Annotated in this window: 11 protein-coding genes; 6 read left to right on the top strand and 5 right to left on the bottom strand. The window is 65.5% G+C overall.

Going from position 1 to position 15,760, the window contains the following annotated elements; translation table 11 throughout:
- Nucleotides 1-373 precede the first annotated feature (373 nt).
- Both ACFXKN_RS12920 and ACFXKN_RS12915 read left to right on the top strand, forming a co-directional pair.
- Complete coding sequence (locus tag ACFXKN_RS12920) at nt 374-913, top strand: potassium channel family protein (RefSeq protein ID WP_378940865.1); 540 nt, start codon at nt 374-376, stop codon at nt 911-913.
- A 190-nt stretch (nt 914-1,103) separates the two neighbouring features.
- Nucleotides 1,104-2,570: a GAD-like domain-containing protein gene (locus tag ACFXKN_RS12915; RefSeq protein ID WP_378940863.1), complete on the top strand. Its 1,467-nt coding sequence runs from the start codon at nt 1,104-1,106 to the stop codon at nt 2,568-2,570.
- Here ACFXKN_RS12915 and ACFXKN_RS12910 read toward each other — a convergent pair.
- Together ACFXKN_RS12910 and pgi are read right to left on the bottom strand one after the other, a co-directional pair.
- Complete coding sequence (locus ACFXKN_RS12910) at nt 2,531-3,628, bottom strand: hypothetical protein (protein WP_378940861.1); 1,098 nt, start codon at nt 3,626-3,628, stop codon at nt 2,531-2,533. The two genes, ACFXKN_RS12915 and ACFXKN_RS12910, sit on opposite strands and share 40 nt — an antisense overlap.
- A 70-nt stretch (nt 3,629-3,698) precedes the next feature.
- On the bottom strand, nt 3,699-5,339 hold the full coding sequence (gene pgi, locus ACFXKN_RS12905) for a glucose-6-phosphate isomerase (RefSeq protein WP_379433007.1): 1,641 nt from the start codon (nt 5,337-5,339) through the stop codon (nt 3,699-3,701).
- A 91-nt stretch (nt 5,340-5,430) separates the two neighbouring features.
- Between pgi and ACFXKN_RS12900 the strand changes: the two genes are divergently transcribed.
- A complete protein-coding gene (locus tag ACFXKN_RS12900) occupies nt 5,431-6,888 on the top strand; it encodes an NAD-dependent succinate-semialdehyde dehydrogenase (protein WP_379433006.1) in 1,458 nt (485 codons plus the stop codon).
- 99 nt (nt 6,889-6,987) lie between these two features.
- Here the strand turns inward: ACFXKN_RS12900 and ACFXKN_RS12895 are convergent, their stop codons facing one another.
- Nucleotides 6,988-7,281, bottom strand: coding sequence for a chorismate mutase (locus ACFXKN_RS12895; protein WP_056816138.1), 294 nt, complete (start codon nt 7,279-7,281; stop codon nt 6,988-6,990).
- A 379-nt stretch (nt 7,282-7,660) separates the two neighbouring features.
- On the opposite strand from ACFXKN_RS12895, the gene ACFXKN_RS12890 reads away from it, so the two are divergent.
- Complete coding sequence (locus ACFXKN_RS12890) at nt 7,661-10,243, top strand: UvrD-helicase domain-containing protein (protein WP_378940855.1); 2,583 nt, start codon at nt 7,661-7,663, stop codon at nt 10,241-10,243.
- 276 nt (nt 10,244-10,519) lie between these two features.
- Here the strand turns inward: ACFXKN_RS12890 and ACFXKN_RS12885 are convergent, their stop codons facing one another.
- On the bottom strand, nt 10,520-11,899 hold the full coding sequence (locus ACFXKN_RS12885) for a DUF1731 domain-containing protein (RefSeq protein WP_378940853.1): 1,380 nt from the start codon (nt 11,897-11,899) through the stop codon (nt 10,520-10,522).
- Nucleotides 11,900-12,098: 199 nt separating this feature from the next.
- Nucleotides 12,099-13,139, bottom strand: coding sequence for a M23 family metallopeptidase (locus tag ACFXKN_RS12880; protein WP_379433005.1), 1,041 nt, complete (start codon nt 13,137-13,139; stop codon nt 12,099-12,101).
- Between the two features lie 517 nt (nt 13,140-13,656).
- On the opposite strand from ACFXKN_RS12880, the gene sucC reads away from it, so the two are divergent.
- Entirely contained in the window at nt 13,657-14,826 is a 1,170-nt protein-coding gene (gene sucC, locus ACFXKN_RS12875) for an ADP-forming succinate--CoA ligase subunit beta (protein ID WP_378940849.1), read from the top strand.
- 12 nt (nt 14,827-14,838) lie between these two features.
- Complete coding sequence (gene sucD, locus ACFXKN_RS12870; protein ID WP_378940847.1) at nt 14,839-15,756, top strand: succinate--CoA ligase subunit alpha; 918 nt, start codon at nt 14,839-14,841, stop codon at nt 15,754-15,756.
- The last annotated feature ends 4 nt before the right edge of the window (nt 15,757-15,760 follow it).

Genomic DNA, 15,760 nt, shown 5'->3' with positions numbered 1-15,760 from the left:
TAGGCGAGTCCCTGTGAAACAGGAACCCACCGAGAGCGCCCCGTCCGGGCGCTGGTAGGAATCCCCGGGTTTCAGGCCGGGGAGGACGTCAATCGACGCGTGCTGGTACCTGGACGCGCCGCGATCGATCCTCACCGAGCGACTGCTCGACCGGCACGTCGCCTGCACGCGGACACCGGCTCAGGCGAGCGAGAAGGTGACGGGCAGCGATCTGCGCAACGCCGACCTCGTCGCCGCGAGCTGGGACAGAGCCGACCTGGTGCTCGCGGCGGTGGGGCAGGGATACCGGTTCAGCTGAGGTGACTCGGCAGTGGCGGTCGCGCAGTCGGCGCGTGCGCCACGAAATTCGGCGTCACCAGGCAATCATGGAGCGATGACGCGACGTCGACGGGTATCGGTGCCAGGGCACGCGTTGCGCAACGGCGCGGCGGCGGTGTGCGCGCTGTTGCTCTACTACAGCGTGCCGATGAGCTGGGCGTTCCAGCTCGATGCCTGGCCGGGGCGGGTGTTCGGGGTGGTCAGCTTCATCGCGGGCGTCGTCGGACTGGTGTGGCTGGTGTGGCGGCGGATCGAGCATTTCCTGAAAGCGCCGGCGACGGCGGGCGGACGGGTCGATGGTGTCCTGCTTGTCGTATGTGTCGTCTGTGTGGTGTTCTCGCTGTTCTACTACCGGCTGCAGCAACTACATCCGGACGAGTTCGACGGCCTGGTGACGCGCACCGATGCGTTGTACTACACAATGTCCACCCTCGGCACCATCGGATACGGCGACGTCCACGCCGTCGGTCAGGTGGCCCGCGTCGCGACGATGGTCCAGATCGTGTTCGACCTGGTGGTAATCGGCACCCTGGCCACTATTGTCACAACCAGCGTTACCCGCAGGCTCAGCGCGGCGAACACTGCTGCGCAGTAGGTTGCGCTTGATCGGCTACTGGTAGCGGTCCCCGGTCGCACGCGGTCGCCGCCTAGGGTCGTCACCACGTGACACTGGAGGACAGGGGAGGGTTATGTATCGCGTGCACGTCCGAATCCAGGGTAGAAGGAACTACCTTGTCCGCATCCCGCGCGAGCTTGCCGGAGAATCCAGACGGTTCGCGAAGACGGTGCCCGTAGAGGAGGGATACCAGCGCGCCGCCATCGACCTCATCGCAGAATCGACCGGGCACACCGTGTCGGTGAATGAGATCGAGTGGAACATCGCTGCGGAACCGAGGTACTCCGATGATGTCGTGACGTTGTTCGACACTCTCGAGAGCCGGTTGACCGAAGAGTATTCGGATGCTCCCTCGGGCGACGACATGGACTGGAGCGGCGAAATCGAGGATTCGATGGACCAGGTCGACGACCTGTTGCGGGGCTGCCCCGATCACGTCGACGGGTACGCGGATGTGCGCGAACTCCTCCTGAGGTCGATGTTGTCCATGATGGACGACTTCGAGATATCTCAATTCGACGAGGAAGTTCTGTGGAGCCACGGCCGCGTGCTGAACAGTCTGCCGACGGACCTCTCGACGATGCCCGACGACTGGCGTTACCGGTACCTGGAGGACTTCGCCTTCATGGCCTACCCGTACGACTACCTCGAGATCGGCGAACTCATCGACGAATGCGAGGGCTGGGACGAGATCACAAGGATCGCCGAGTTCTACGAGTACATCTACCGCCACTTCGATGCGCGTATCGACAGCCTGGACGACTCGGTGAAGGACTATGTGCGAGCCTCGAGCGTCGGCCCCACCAACTACACGTCCTCGCAGGGCGAATACGGATTCAGCGTCTATATCCCCTACGTTGTCATCTGCTACCTGCACGAACGAGAGGAACTGCGGCAGTTCATCACCCGCCAGACCGAGTTCGACGAGCTGTGGACGGCGCTCGGCGCCACCGGAAAGCAACTCCCGCTGGAAGTACACGACTTCCTGTCCCGGTGGAGCACCAGCTGGACAGGCGAACCGCTTGATCAGGTGGCGGTTCCGGAGAGCTACTTCGACGAGTACAGCGATCTGCCCGACATCGTGCACACCTTCTGGCGGGAGGTCGGGTTCGCCGGCTTCGACAAGGGATTGTTGTGGGTGTGCGACCCGCACGAATGGCAACCGATCGTCGACGAATGGCTGGCGGGACTCGACCTTCCGGAATCCCACCGCGGAGGCCAGCTCCCGCTGTTTCGGACCGCGTTCGGACAAATCATCTGCTTCAAGGCAGAAATGGGCAACCTGATCCGCATTGACCCACTCACACCCGAAGTCGTCCATATCGCGCGGGGGGTCGACTTCGGCGCGCTCGTCTTGGGATTGAGTTCGCAAGTCAGCGGCGATACCTACTGGCGCAGGGCCTTCGGGAAGATCGTGGCAGCGCTCGGCCCACTCGACCACGCCACGATCTACGGCTTCGATCCGCTGCCCTTCGTCGGCGAGAATCCCCGCGGACCCAGTGTTGTCTACGTCACCGAGAGAGCGGCCCGGGTGGACGCACGTTCAGCGATGTCCAGGATCCGCGCCGCGGCAACGGCACACCTGAAGCTCACTTCTCAGCCCTTCTTCAGCGGTTTCGGCGGCAGAGAAGACTGATCGACACCGGCCCGGTAGCCATTGCTCGCGACCGTCAGGACGAATTGACCCGGAGTATCGCGGTCGTTGATATCCGCCCGCAAGCCGTTGAAGACGGTGAAGGTAACCAGTGGCAAGCGTCGATGACTCCCGGGTCGCGGTTCGCGGGATACTCCGTTGAGTGGGGCCGACACAGCGGTGTGGGGGAGTGCGCGTTGCCCGATTTCGGCTTCGGTGAGGGTGAGCGTGACAGGCGCCGAGATCACGTATGTCTCATAACCTTTGACGGTGGGCTCATCCCGGAAGTCCAACTGCCAGCCGGCGGTTGCATCGCCCAGTTGGCAGCCGAGGAACTCGCTCCAGCGAGTCACTTCGGCCAGGGTGTATTCGGCGATTGCGGGAATGTGACGCCGTGCGGGCATGGTGGTTCGTGGTTTGTCCGGGTATACGAGCGGTTCGCGCTCATCGGCGGGGTCCAGGGGCCAGTTCCCGATGTAGCGGCCAGGGTAGGCGCCGCTTCCGCGGTAGCGGTAGTAGTAGCCAGCGGAACCGATGCAGAGGAGATCGTACCGTTTGCCATGCAGCGGGAATCCCACTCCCGTGCGAAATCCATAGGGGCCGGGTATCGAACTGTCGATGTGTCCGGTACAGGTCTCAGAGATTGGGTACCGGGTGTAGATCGGCGGCACGATTATGCTGTCCAGTTTGTAGGAGCTGAGACTGTATTTCGGGAACTTCACCGAAGTCACGACGGTGAAGCCGTTGTAGTCGCCGTGCGGGTCGCACATTCGCCTGCGTCCACCCCAGCTGATTGCCCTGGCTTCTTGGTGCAGCCAGGTTTCGGTGGGCGTAATACCTTCCTGCCCTAAGGCCGTCACGATTTCACGAGTCAACCCTACCGCGAACGCACTGACGGCGTTCGCCTGTCTCCAGTTGAGCCAACGCCGCGATGACACTTCGCCCGCAGCGCACCCGGGCAGATCGACCACCGGGACTGGCGTTACGAGGCTCGGTCGCGGGTTGCGGATCTGTGTCCACAGCCATTCATCGACGCCGAAATCGCCCCACGGTTTTCTCACACTTCGATTGTATTGCGACGGTAGTGGGGTAGCAGGGTCTGTCCGCCCCATTGTCTATTAACCGACGAGATCAGCGGCGGTGCGCCCGATACCAGTCGATGAGCTCGTCGGTCGACGAATCACCCACTGACACCGGCTTTTCCGGCCCGCTGAGCAACGGCATCAGGGCCAGCGCCTGCTGTTTGCCCAGCTCGACACCCCACTGGTCGAAACTGTCGACACCCCAGATGATGCCCTCGACGAACACCTGGTGCTCGTAAAGCGCGATCAGCTGACCCAGCGCCGACGGCGTGAGTTCGGCCGCCAGGATCGTGGTGCTCGGCCGGTTGCCCGGCATCACCTTGTGCGGCACCAGTTCCGGGTCGGTGCCCTCGGCGCGGATCTCCTCGGCGGTCTTGCCGAATGCCAGCACCTTCGACTGCGCGAACAGGTTGCTCATCAAGATGTCGTGCATGCTGCCGGTGCCGTCGCGGGTCGGCAGGTCGTCGGTGGACCTGGCGAAGCCGAGGAAGTCGGCGGGGACCAGGCGCGTGCCCTGATGCAGGAGCTGGTAGAAGGCGTGCTGACCGTTGGTACCCGGCTCGCCCCAAAAGATCTCGCCGGTCGATGAGGTCACCGGGGTGCCGTCGGCGCGCACCGACTTACCGTTGGACTCCATCGTCAATTGCTGGAGATAGGCGGGGAATCGGGCCATATCGTTCGAATAGGGCAGTACTGCACGGGATTCCGCGCCGAAGAAATTCGAGTACCAGATGCCGAGCATCGCCAGCAGCGCCGGTGCGTTCTCTTCCAGCGGCGCGGTCGCGAAATGCTTGTCCATGGCGTGCATTCCGCTGAGGAACTCGGCGAACCGCTCTTTGCCGATGGTCACCATCACCGAAAGGCCGATCGCGGAATCCACCGAGTAGCGGCCGCCGACCCAATCCCAGAAACCGAACATATTGTCGGTGTCGATCCCGAAGTCGGCCACCCGTTCCGCGTTCGTCGACACCGCGACGAAATGCTTGGCGACCGCTTCCTCGCCCAGCGCGTCGACCAGCCAGCGGCGCGCGGCGGTCGCGTTGGTGAGGGTTTCCAGCGTCGAGAACGTCTTGGACGCGACGATGAACAGGGTGGTCGCCGGGTCGAGTCCGGTGAGCTTGGCGACCAGATCGGCGGGATCGGCATTCGAGACGAAACGCGCGTCGATGCCCGCGTCGACATAGTGGCGCAACGCGCGATACACCATGTCGGGGCCCAGATCCGAGCCGCCGATACCGATATTGACGATGGTCTCGATGCGTTCGCCGGTAGCGCCACGCCACTTACCCGAGCGCACGGAATCGGCGAATTCGCCCATCCGGCGCAGGACGTCGTGCACCTCGGCGTCGGCGTCGGTGCCGTCGATCCAGAGCTGGTCGCCGACCGGCAGGCGCAGGGCGATATGCCCGACCGCCCGGTCCTCGGAGGTGTTGATGTGCTGACCGGAATACATCGCGTCACGGCGTTGCGGCACACCCGCCGTGCGCGCGAGATCGACGAGCAGGCGCAGGGTTTCGCGGGTCACCCGATGTTTGCTGTAATCGATGTGCAGGTCGGCTACCTGCAGCGTCAGCTCGCGGCCGCGTGCCGGGTCATCGGCGAACAGCTGTCGTAGATGCATCGGTGCAACAGTGCGGTGATTGCTGCGCAGTGCCTGCCAGGCCGAAGACTCGGTGATGTCGCTGCTCACGACCCGAGGGTACCGCGTTGGCCATCGAGGGGCGCCGCGTGTGTTCGCAGGTTCGAGGTGTTGGCCGGGGCAGCGGGCTTAGGCTGGGCTCATGGTGTCTGAACGCGACGTACTCGAATTCGTACCCAGGGGTTTGTGGATCGGCTCCGGACCTGTTGAGGCCACCGGGGGTGGGACTTTCGACGTGCGCAATCCGGCCGACGGGACGGTGCTCGCGCAGGTGGCCGACGCGACTCCCGAGGACGCGATGCGGGCACTCGACACGGCCGTCGCGGCGGGGGAGGCGTGGGCGGCGACGCCGTCGCGGGAGCGGGGCGAAATCCTGCGAACGGTGTTCGAGCAATTGACCGCGCGGGCGGAGGAATTCGCGCTGTTGATGACACTCGAAATGGGCAAGGCGCTGTCCGAGAGCCGCAATGAGGTGCGCTATGGCGCCGAGTTCTTCCGCTGGAACAGCGAGGAGGCGGTGCGCATTCACGGGCGATATCTGAACGCGCCGTCGGGGACGGGCCGGATCATGGTCGCCAAGCAGCCAGTGGGGCCGTGCCTGGCGATCACGCCGTGGAATTTCCCGCTGGCGATGGGCACCCGCAAGATCGGGCCGGCGCTGGCGGCCGGCTGCACGATGATCGTCAAACCCGCCTCGGCGACCCCGCTGACCATGCTGGCGCTGGCCAAGCTCTGTAGCGAAGCCGGCCTGCCCGACGGGGTGCTGTCGGTGGTCACCACCCAGCGTTCCGGGGCTGTCACGAGTCCGCTGATCGACGATCCGCGGCTGCGCAAGCTCACCTTCACCGGCTCCACCGAAGTCGGCAAGAAACTGGTCTCCGCGTCCGCGAACCGGTTGCTGCGCACGTCCATGGAATTGGGCGGTAACGCGCCGTTCGTCGTATTCGACGATGCCGATATCGACGCCGCCGTGGCCGGTGCGATGCAGGCGAAGCTGCGCAACGGCGGCGAAGCGTGCACCGCGGCCAACCGGTTCTATGTGCAGCGTGGCGTGGTCGCCGAGTTCACCGAGAAGTTCGTCGCCGCGATGGCCGACACCGTCGTGATGGGTCCGGGCACCGACTCCGCGACCACCCTCGGCCCGCTGGTGAGCGAGGACCAGCGCGAGATCGTGAGCGACCTGGTCGATGACGCCGTTTCCGTTGGCGCGCGAGTGCTGATCGGCGGCAAGGCCCCCGGCGGCCCTGGCTGGTACTACCCGGCCACGATCCTGGCCGATGTTCCGCCGGCCGCCCGCATCCTGCGCGAGGAGGTGTTCGGCCCGGTGGCCCCGATCGTCGCCTTCGATACCGAGGACGAGGGCGTCGCCGCCGCCAACGACACCGAATACGGGCTGGTCAGCTACGTCTTCACCCGCGACCTCGACCGGGCGCTTCGCATCTCGGAGTCGCTGGAGAGCGGCATGGTCGGCGTCAACCGTGGCGTCATCTCCGACCCTGCGGCCCCGTTCGGCGGCGTCAAGGAATCAGGCTTCGGTCGCGAGGGCGGCACCGAGGGCATCGAGGAATATCTGAACACCAAATACATCGCCCTGACCTGAGTCGGGACAAAAATAACCGCCCCGGGGATGGTGTCGCACCCGGGGCGGCTTTTTGGCAGCGGCGAACTGGCTGGTCCGCCGCGTGGTTTGTGGGGTTGTCTAGCGGCCGAGGCGGCCGCGGCCGAGGCGGAGCAGGAGCATGGCGAGGGTGTGACCCTCCTGGCCGAGCTCGCTGAAGCGCTCGAGCACCTTCATCTCGCGGCTGTGGACCAAGCGCGTACCGCCGGAAGCCATGCGGGTGCGGCCGATGATCCGGGAAATTTCGCTGCGGCGTTTGATCGCGGCAAGGATCGTGGCGTCGAGCTGGTCGATCTCGAGGCGGAGCTTGTCGATCTCGGCTTCGGATTGCGGCAAGGCCGAATCGGAGCCCGTGGTCGTAGCGGGGGTGCTCATCATTCATCTCCTCGTGTCAGAACTTGGATCGGTCAAACCGAACGGCCTGTTACCCGATCTGTTCCGTCACCCTGAAACTTTCCCGATGGGCGGTACCTGATCCCCCCGGGAGCGCGCAATAAATCGTACGCACCGTCACGATATCGGATCGGCAGCCGATCCGGGCATGCGGAGAAGCGCTGAACATGTGGCCCAGTCTGCCACGGGCTGCTAGGTAGGCAAAACAGTTCTGTTTAGGAATTCGCTGAGAACGTTCACAGGGTGCGGTCCGTGCCGACCTGGCCGCGTTCACCGGTGGTTTGCCGGGCCGTCGTCGGCCGGTCATCGCGGCGGCGGCGGTTCGCGGCTTGTCGGTGCCCGCCGGTAGCGTGGACAGACGATGGATATCACGGTCGCTCCCCACGCCTCAGCCACCGATCCCAGCGAACCAGCGCCCGCGCCGAGTGGTGCCGCGCTACCGCCCCGGGACGGTGGTGGCACCGGCGCGTCCGCGCTGGCTCAGGCGGCGGCCAGGAACAGCGCCGAACAGTCGCAGCGGCGCCAGGAGCGCGAACAACAGCGCGCCGAGGAGATCGAGCGACTGCTCGACGGGCTCAACCCGCCCCAGCGTGCCGCGGTGATGCACGCGGGTTCCCCGCTGCTGATCGTGGCGGGCGCGGGCTCGGGCAAGACCGCGGTGCTCACCCGCCGGATCGCCTACCTGCTCGCGGCGCGTGGCGTGCGCACCGGTGAGATCTTGGCCATCACCTTCACCAACAAGGCCGCCGCCGAGATGCGGGAGCGGGTCGCCGGGCTGGTCGGTCCGCGCGCGGCCAGCATGTGGGTGTCGACCTTCCATTCCAGCTGTGTGCGCATTCTGCGGATGCAGGCCGCACTGCTGCCCGGCTTGAATTCGAATTTCTCGATCTACGACGCCGATGATTCGCGGCGGTTGCTCACGATGATCAGCCGCGATTTCGAGATCGACACGAAGAAGTATTCCGCGCGTTTGCTGTCGACCGCCATTTCGAATCTGAAGAACGAACTGATCGGTCCGGAAAAGGCCGCTGCCGACGCCGAAGCCGACGACACCGAACTGCCCGCCCTGGTCGCCAGGGTCTACGGCGAGTACCAGCGGCGGCTGCGCACGGCCAACGCGATGGACTTCGACGATCTGATCGGCGAGACGGTGGCACTGCTGCAGAACCATCCGCAGGTCGCCGAGTACTACCGGCGCCGGTTCCGGCATGTGCTGGTCGACGAGTACCAGGACACCAACCACGCCCAGTACGTGCTGGTGCGTGAGCTGGTCGGCCATCACAGCGAGGCGGACGAGCAGTCGGTCGAGCCGAGCGAGTTGTGTGTGGTCGGCGACGCTGATCAGTCGATCTACGCGTTCCGTGGCGCCACGATCCGCAATATCGAGGAATTCGAACGCGACTTCCCGGATGCGGAAACCATTCTGCTGGAACAGAACTACCGTTCCACCCAGCACATTCTGTCCGCCGCCAACGCGGTGATCGCGCGCAACGAGGGCAGGCGCGAGAAGAAACTGTGGACCGATTCCGGCGAGGGTGAGCTGATCACCGGCTACGTCGCCGACAACGAACACGACGAAGCCTCCTTCGTCGCCAAGGAGATCGACCGGCTCGTCGACACCGGCGATGCCAACTACGGCGATGTGGCGGTGTTCTATCGCACCAACAACAATTCGCGTGCGCTGGAAGAGATCTTCATCCGAATGGGCCTGCCGTACAAGGTCGTCGGTGGTGTGCGGTTCTACGAGCGCAAAGAAGTGCGTGACGTGGTGGCGTACCTGCGGGTGCTGGAAAATCCCGAAGACGCGGTGAGTGTGCGCCGCGTTCTCAACACTCCGCGTCGCGGGATCGGCGATCGCGCGGAGGCCTGCGTGGCGGTGCACGCCGAACAGCGCGGCATCGGTTTCGCCGCGGCACTGCGCGATGCGGCCGATGGCAAAGTCGCGTTGCTGAATACCCGCGCGCAGCGGGCCATCGCGGGATTCCTCGAGCTGCTCGACGAGATCCGGGTGGCCGGTAAGCGGGCCGACAGCGACTATCCCGATGTGGGCAATGTGGTCGAGGCGGTGCTCGACCGCACCGGATATCGCGGCGAACTGGAAGCCTCCGACGATCCGCAGGACGGCGCGCGGCTCGACAACCTCAACGAATTGGTCAGCGTCGCACGCGAATTCAGTTCCGAGGCGTTCAACAATGCCGAGGCGGCGCGTGAGGAAGGGCTGGTGCCGGAGTCGGGCGATGGTGAACCGGAGCCGGGGTCGCTGGCCGCGTTCCTCGAGCGGGTGTCACTGGTCGCCGATACCGATCAGATCCCGGACGAGGGCACGGGTGTGGTCACCATGATGACGCTGCACACGGCCAAGGGGCTGGAATTCCCGGTGGTCTTCGTAACCGGTTGGGAGGACGGGCAGTTCCCGCACATGCGGGCGCTGGGTGATCCCAACGAGCTGGCCGAGGAACGTCGGCTGGCCTATGTGGGGATTACGCGGGCGCGTCAGCGGCTCTATCTTTCGCGCGCGGTGGTGCGGTCAGGCTGGGGGCAGCCGGTGTCCAATCCGGAATCGCGGTTCCTGCAGGAGATTCCGCAGCATCTGCTGGATTGGCGCAGGTTGGAGCCGGTGATCTCGCCGGTGCAGCGGGGGCGGCGCCGGGGTGAGGACAGTGGGTTCGATCGGGATTGGACCAGTGGGAGTGGGTGGGATCAGCGGCCCGGTGTGCGTGGGGGATCCGGTGAGCGCAGGCCGGCGCCGGGTGGGGCAGTAAAGCGGAACAACACGGAATTGGTTCTGGCCGTGGGTGATCGGGTTACCGATGACAAGTATGGGTTGGGGCGGGTTGTCGCTGCTGATGGGGTGGGGCCGTTGGCTACGGTGACCATCGACTTCGGGTCGGCGGGGAAGATTCGGTTGATTCCGCAGTTCAGTCGGACCATTGTGAAGTTGTGATTGTGGGCTGGGGATCCAGGGTCTGGTAGTCCCAGGCAGGTTTGACGCTGTGTTTATTGGCGCGCTGGCGCGCGCGTGTCCGCGGCCCTGAGGGGCCGCCGGTTAGCGCTCGAGACTAGAGCCTTCGGCTCAGCGCTTTCGAGCGCTAACCGGCGACCCGGCCGCGGACCGGCCACTTCGTGGCCGTCCCTCCCTAGGGGTCGGGAGTGCGGTGGTTGGTAGTGCGGTCATGGCGGTCTTGAGGTGCACGGTGTGGTTGGGAGTGCGTTGTCGGGGTCAGTGGGGGAGTAGGTCGGTCAGGGCCTCGTCGAGGGTGGGGTATTTGAAGTCGAAGCCTGCTTTGTGGAGGACTTCGGAGGTGGCGTGGCGGCCGGTGAGGCCGAGGGCGGGGTCGGTGCGGAGGGCTACCGCGCCTATTTTCAGGATCGCCGAGGGGGTGGGGGGTGATGGGGGGCGGTGCAGGATTCGGCGGAGGGTGGACATGAGTTCGGTGTTGCGGACCGGGAATTCGGTGGCGGCTACGAGGATGCCGTCGGGGAGGGTGACGGTGGGGTCGAGGCCTAGTGACGCTCGGACGATGGCCAGCCAGTCTTCGATGTGGATCCAGCTGAACCACTGATCGCCGGGGCCTACGCGGCCGCCGAGGCCGGCCTTGGTGAGCTGGCCGAGGCGTTTGAGGGCGGGGGCGTCGGGGTCGAGGACGATGGAGGTGCGCAGGATCGTCCAGTGGTCGGCGCGGGCGGGGTCGAACGCTTCCTCCCATGGCTGGGCGACGCCGGTCATCTGTGGGAGGCCGACGGGGAGGGGAGTTGTTTCGGTGCACCGGGTTTCGCCCGCGTCCGACCAGATGGCCGTGGTGCTGGCTTGAACCCAATAGTCGACGGGGGTGTCGCGAAGACCCGCCGCGGCGACGAGGGCGGTAGTGGAATCGACTCGGCTGGAGCGCAATTCGGCGATATTGCGTTCGGTCGGCCTGCAGTCCACCAGCTTTCCGGCGAGGTTGATCACCGCGAGCCGACCGGGTTCGCGCAGTTCGGCGGACCAGGCGCCGACCGAGCGGCCGTCCCATTCGGTCTGGCGGAACGGGAGGTCCGGGTTGCGGCGGCGGGTCAGCAGGGTGACGCGCTGGCCGCGGCAGGTCAGGTCGGCCGCGATCTGGAGACCGAGCGCACCGGTGCCGCCCGCGATGACGACATTCAGCGCGTCGTCGGCCGGAGCGAGTCCGGCCAGCCGGGCCAGGCGCGAGAAGTTCACGCGCGCATCGGTTTCGATGAACGGCCGGACAACGGTGCGGGCCGCGGCCGCGGAGGGGCCGGTGAAACGGAGTTCCTGGGTGATTTCGGTGCCACCGTCGCACGGGGTCAGCCGCCAGGTGAGGTACATGGTGCCCGCGGGTTCGGGCTGCTCGATCCCGAGCTCACGATTCGGTTCGAACGCGGTGACAGTGAACGGTTCGGCGAAACGGCCGTGAATCCGCGCTGAGACTTTTCCGTTGGGGAGGTAGTCGCCGGTGGCACCGACGGCAACCGGCCCGTGCATCCGCACCGACCGCACCCCGGGATTCCACTCCGGCCACTGCTCGAGATCCCCGAGCACCCCCCACACCAATTCCGGTGCGAGCCCGATGAACTGCGTGTACTTCGTCGTACCAGCCATACCGCAACGCTAACCCCGCCCATGACAGAGAGGAAGCGTGCTGCTGGTCACGTAAAGACCTAGCAATACGCAACACCTGATCAACGCACGAACATGGGTAACTCACCGACAACAGCGAAGCCAACCCACAACATCCCGCCGGTCGCCAACGCAAAACCACCCCGCACCTAAGTCCGGCCAAAATACCCGGAGAGGCGGATCAGTCGCGCTGGGAGCCGAGGCTGATGCCGCGGGTGGCCAGCCACGGGACCGGGTCGATCTTGTTGGTGCCGTTGAGCCAGACCTCGAAGTGGCAGTGCGGGCCGGTGGAGAAGCCGCGGTTGCCCATGGTGGCGATCTGGTCGCCTGCCATCACACGCTCGCCTTGCGAGACGGTGGCGGTGTCGATGTGGCCGTAGATGGTGACGGTGCCGTCGTCGTGCAGGACCCGGACCCACATGCCGAAACCCGAGGCCGGGCCCGCTTCGATGATGGTGCCGTCGGCGACCGCGTAGATCGGGGTGCCGATCGGGCCAGCGACGTCGATACCGAGGTGCTGGACGCCCCAGCGAGCACCGTAACCGGAGGTGTAGTTGCCCGAGGTGAACTTGGCGAACAGGGGCCGCAGCTTGGCGGATTCCTGGGCGGCGAGGTCTTCGGCGAACTTGGCGCCCTTGGCGAGGATGTCGTCGAAGTGGTTCTTGTCGGCGACGGCGGTGGCGTCGAGTACCTGCGGCGACGCGCCGGTGCCTGGGTCGCCGATGTCGGCGGTGCTCATCGACTGTGCGGCGATCTCGTGGACCTGGCCCGCGGCCTCGTAATCGATGCCGTGTGCGGGCTGACCGGGATCGGCCATAGCCGCCTGACCTGCGGCGACAACGGCGCCGGCGGCGACGGCGATGACCGCGGCGCGGCCCTTCAGCGCGGCGGGCGGTGCGGGGACGCGGTGTGCGCCACCGCGACGATCGGCGCGGCGCGGAGTCGGCGGTTCTTCAGCGGTGGTCTCTTCGGCCGCGGGCGCCCAGTCGGTGGCGTAGGTGCCGGTGTCATAGGACTCGTCCGCGGTCCATTCGTCCTCGGCGGGCGTCCATGCCGCGTCGTCGGACCAGGTGTTCTGGTCGCGCCACGCGTCGTCGGTCTGCGGCCATGCGGCGGCGGGAGCGCGACGAGCCTGCGGGTGCGATGTGTATTCGTCGGCGTACCGGTAACGGTGGCCGGAGGTGGTGCGATCTTCGACTGGAAGGGTGGAGCGGTGGTTCATCGGCTGTGCCGAATCGCCAGCTGTTCCAAGCGAGTACTGAAGTACCTCAAGCTTGTCGTCCTCCTCAGTCCTGACTTGCCAGTCGTGACCTGGTTGTCGTGACCTGGTTGTGACTTCGACCGCATTGACGGTAACGAAGCGATTGCAGAGTGGCAAGCGCTGGTCGAAAACCTACACGCGTGTGTGACATTCGTCACCGTAACGCGGCGGAATATCTCACCTGTTTCCGGCGTCCCGGGTGAGGTCCGTCGACGACATAACGTAGTAGATGCCGGAGTGCCCGGACTTTAGGCGGCCCGACCTGCCAAGGCGCCGCGAAACGACGAAAAACTACTCACCAGTAGGCTTGGCCAGCGGTTTTCCGGGGCTCCCGTTAGGGGTCGTGACCTGCGCCACTTACTATGAACGTGGTCGTTTACCCCTCCCCGTGACTAGCTACAGTCCGATCCGACCCGCTACCGACGTCGGGCCGCCAACAAAGACGTTGTCATAGCAACGCAGACGAGACGGTGAGTACATGGATCTCTTCGAATATCAGGCGAAGGAGCTCTTCGTTAAGCACGGAGTGCCTTCGTCCGAGGGTCGTGTCTGCGACACGGCCGAAGAAGCACGCGCCATTGCCGAGGAAATCGGCAAGCCCGTGATGGTCAAGGCGCAGGTCAAGGTGGGCGGCCGCGGCAAGGCTGGCGGCGTCAAGTACGCGGCCACCCCGGAAGACGCGTTCACGCACGCGCAGAACATCCTCGGCCTCGACATCAAGGGCCACATCGTCAAGAAGCTCCTGGTCGCCGAGGCCAAGGACATCGCGGAGGAGTACTACATCTCCTTCCTGCTCGACCGCTCCAACCGCACCTACCTGGCCATGTGTTCGGTCGAGGGCGGCATGGAGATCGAAGAGGTAGCGGAGAAGACTCCCGAGCGCCTCGCCAAGATCGCCGTCGACGCCGTCAAGGGTGTCGACCTGGCCTTCGCCCGTGAGATCGCGGAGAAGGGCCACCTGCCCGCCGACGTGCTCGACGCCGCGGCCGTGACCATCCAGAAGCTGTGGGAGGTCTTCATCAACGAAGACACCACCCTGGTCGAGGTCAACCCGCTGGTGCGCACCCCCACCGATGAGATCCTCGCTCTCGACGGCAAGGTCACCCTGGACGAGAACGCCGAGTACCGGCATCCCGACCACCTCGAGTTCGCCGACGTCGACGCGACCGACCCGCTCGAGCTCAAGGCCAAGGAAAACGACCTCAACTACGTCAAGCTCGACGGCGAGGTCGGCATCATCGGCAACGGCGCCGGTCTGGTCATGTCGACCCTGGACGTCGTCGCCTACGCCGGTGAGAACCACGGCGGCGTGAAGCCCGCCAACTTCCTCGACATCGGCGGTGGCGCTTCGGCTTCGGTGATGGCCGCGGGTCTGGACGTCATCCTGGGCGACGCGCAGGTCAAGAGCGTGTTCGTCAACGTGTTCGGTGGCATCACCGCCTGTGACGCGGTCGCCAACGGCATCGTCGGCGCGCTCGAGGTGCTCGGTGCCGCGGCCACCAAGCCGCTGGTCGTTCGTCTGGACGGCAACAACGTCGAAGAGGGTCGCCGCATCCTCGCCGAGGCCAACCACCCGCTGGTGACGCTGGCCCAGACCATGGACGAGGGCGCCGACAAGGCCGCCGAACTCGCCTTCAGCGCCAAGTAAGGAACAGCGAACATGTCCATCTTCCTGAACAAGGACAACAAGGTCATCGTCCAGGGCATCACCGGCGGCGAGGGCACCAAGCACACCGCGCTGATGCTGAAGGCGGGCACCAACGTCGTCGGCGGCGTGAACGCGCGCAAGGCCGGGACCACGGTCAAGCACACCGATAAAGACGGCAACGAGATCGAGCTGCCCGTGTTCGCCTCCGTCGCCGAGGCGATCGAGAAGACCGGCGCCGACACCTCCATCGCGTTCGTGCCGCCCGCCTTCTCCAAGGACGCCATCATCGAGGCCATCGACGCGGAGATCCCGCTGCTCGTGGTCATCACCGAGGGCATCCCGGTGCAGGACTCCGCGTTCGCGTGGGCCTACAACGTCGAAAAGGGCGAGAAGACCCGCATCATCGGCCCGAACTGCCCCGGCATCATCACCCCCGGCGAGGCGCTGGTCGGCATCACCCCGAACAACATCACCGGCAAGGGCCCGATCGGCCTGGTGTCGAAGTCGGGCACCCTGACCTACCAGATGATGTACGAGCTGCGTGATTTCGGTTTCTCGACCGCGATCGGCATCGGCGGCGACCCGGTTATCGGCACCACCCACATCGACGCCATCGAGGCGTTCGAGAAGGACCCCGAGACCAAGATCATCGTCATGATCGGCGAGATCGGTGGCGACGCCGAAGAGCGTGCCGCGGCCTACATCAAGGCCAACGTGACCAAGCCGGTCGTCGGCTACGTCGCCGGTTTCACCGCGCCCGAGGGCAAGACCATGGGCCACGCCGGCGCCATCGTCTCCAGTGGTGGCGGTACCGCGCAGGCCAAGCAGGACGCGCTCGAGGCCGCAGGCGTGAAGGTCGGCAAGACGCCGTCCGCGACCGCCGCGCTCGCTCGCGAGATCCTGGAGAAGGCGTCCATCGCTTCTGCTTGATCGC

Source organism: Nocardia sp. NPDC059195 (genome assembly GCF_042754695.1).
In the GTDB taxonomy this organism is placed as follows: domain Bacteria; phylum Actinomycetota; class Actinomycetes; order Mycobacteriales; family Mycobacteriaceae; genus Nocardia.
This window is presented reverse-complemented; position numbering and strand designations above follow the sequence as displayed.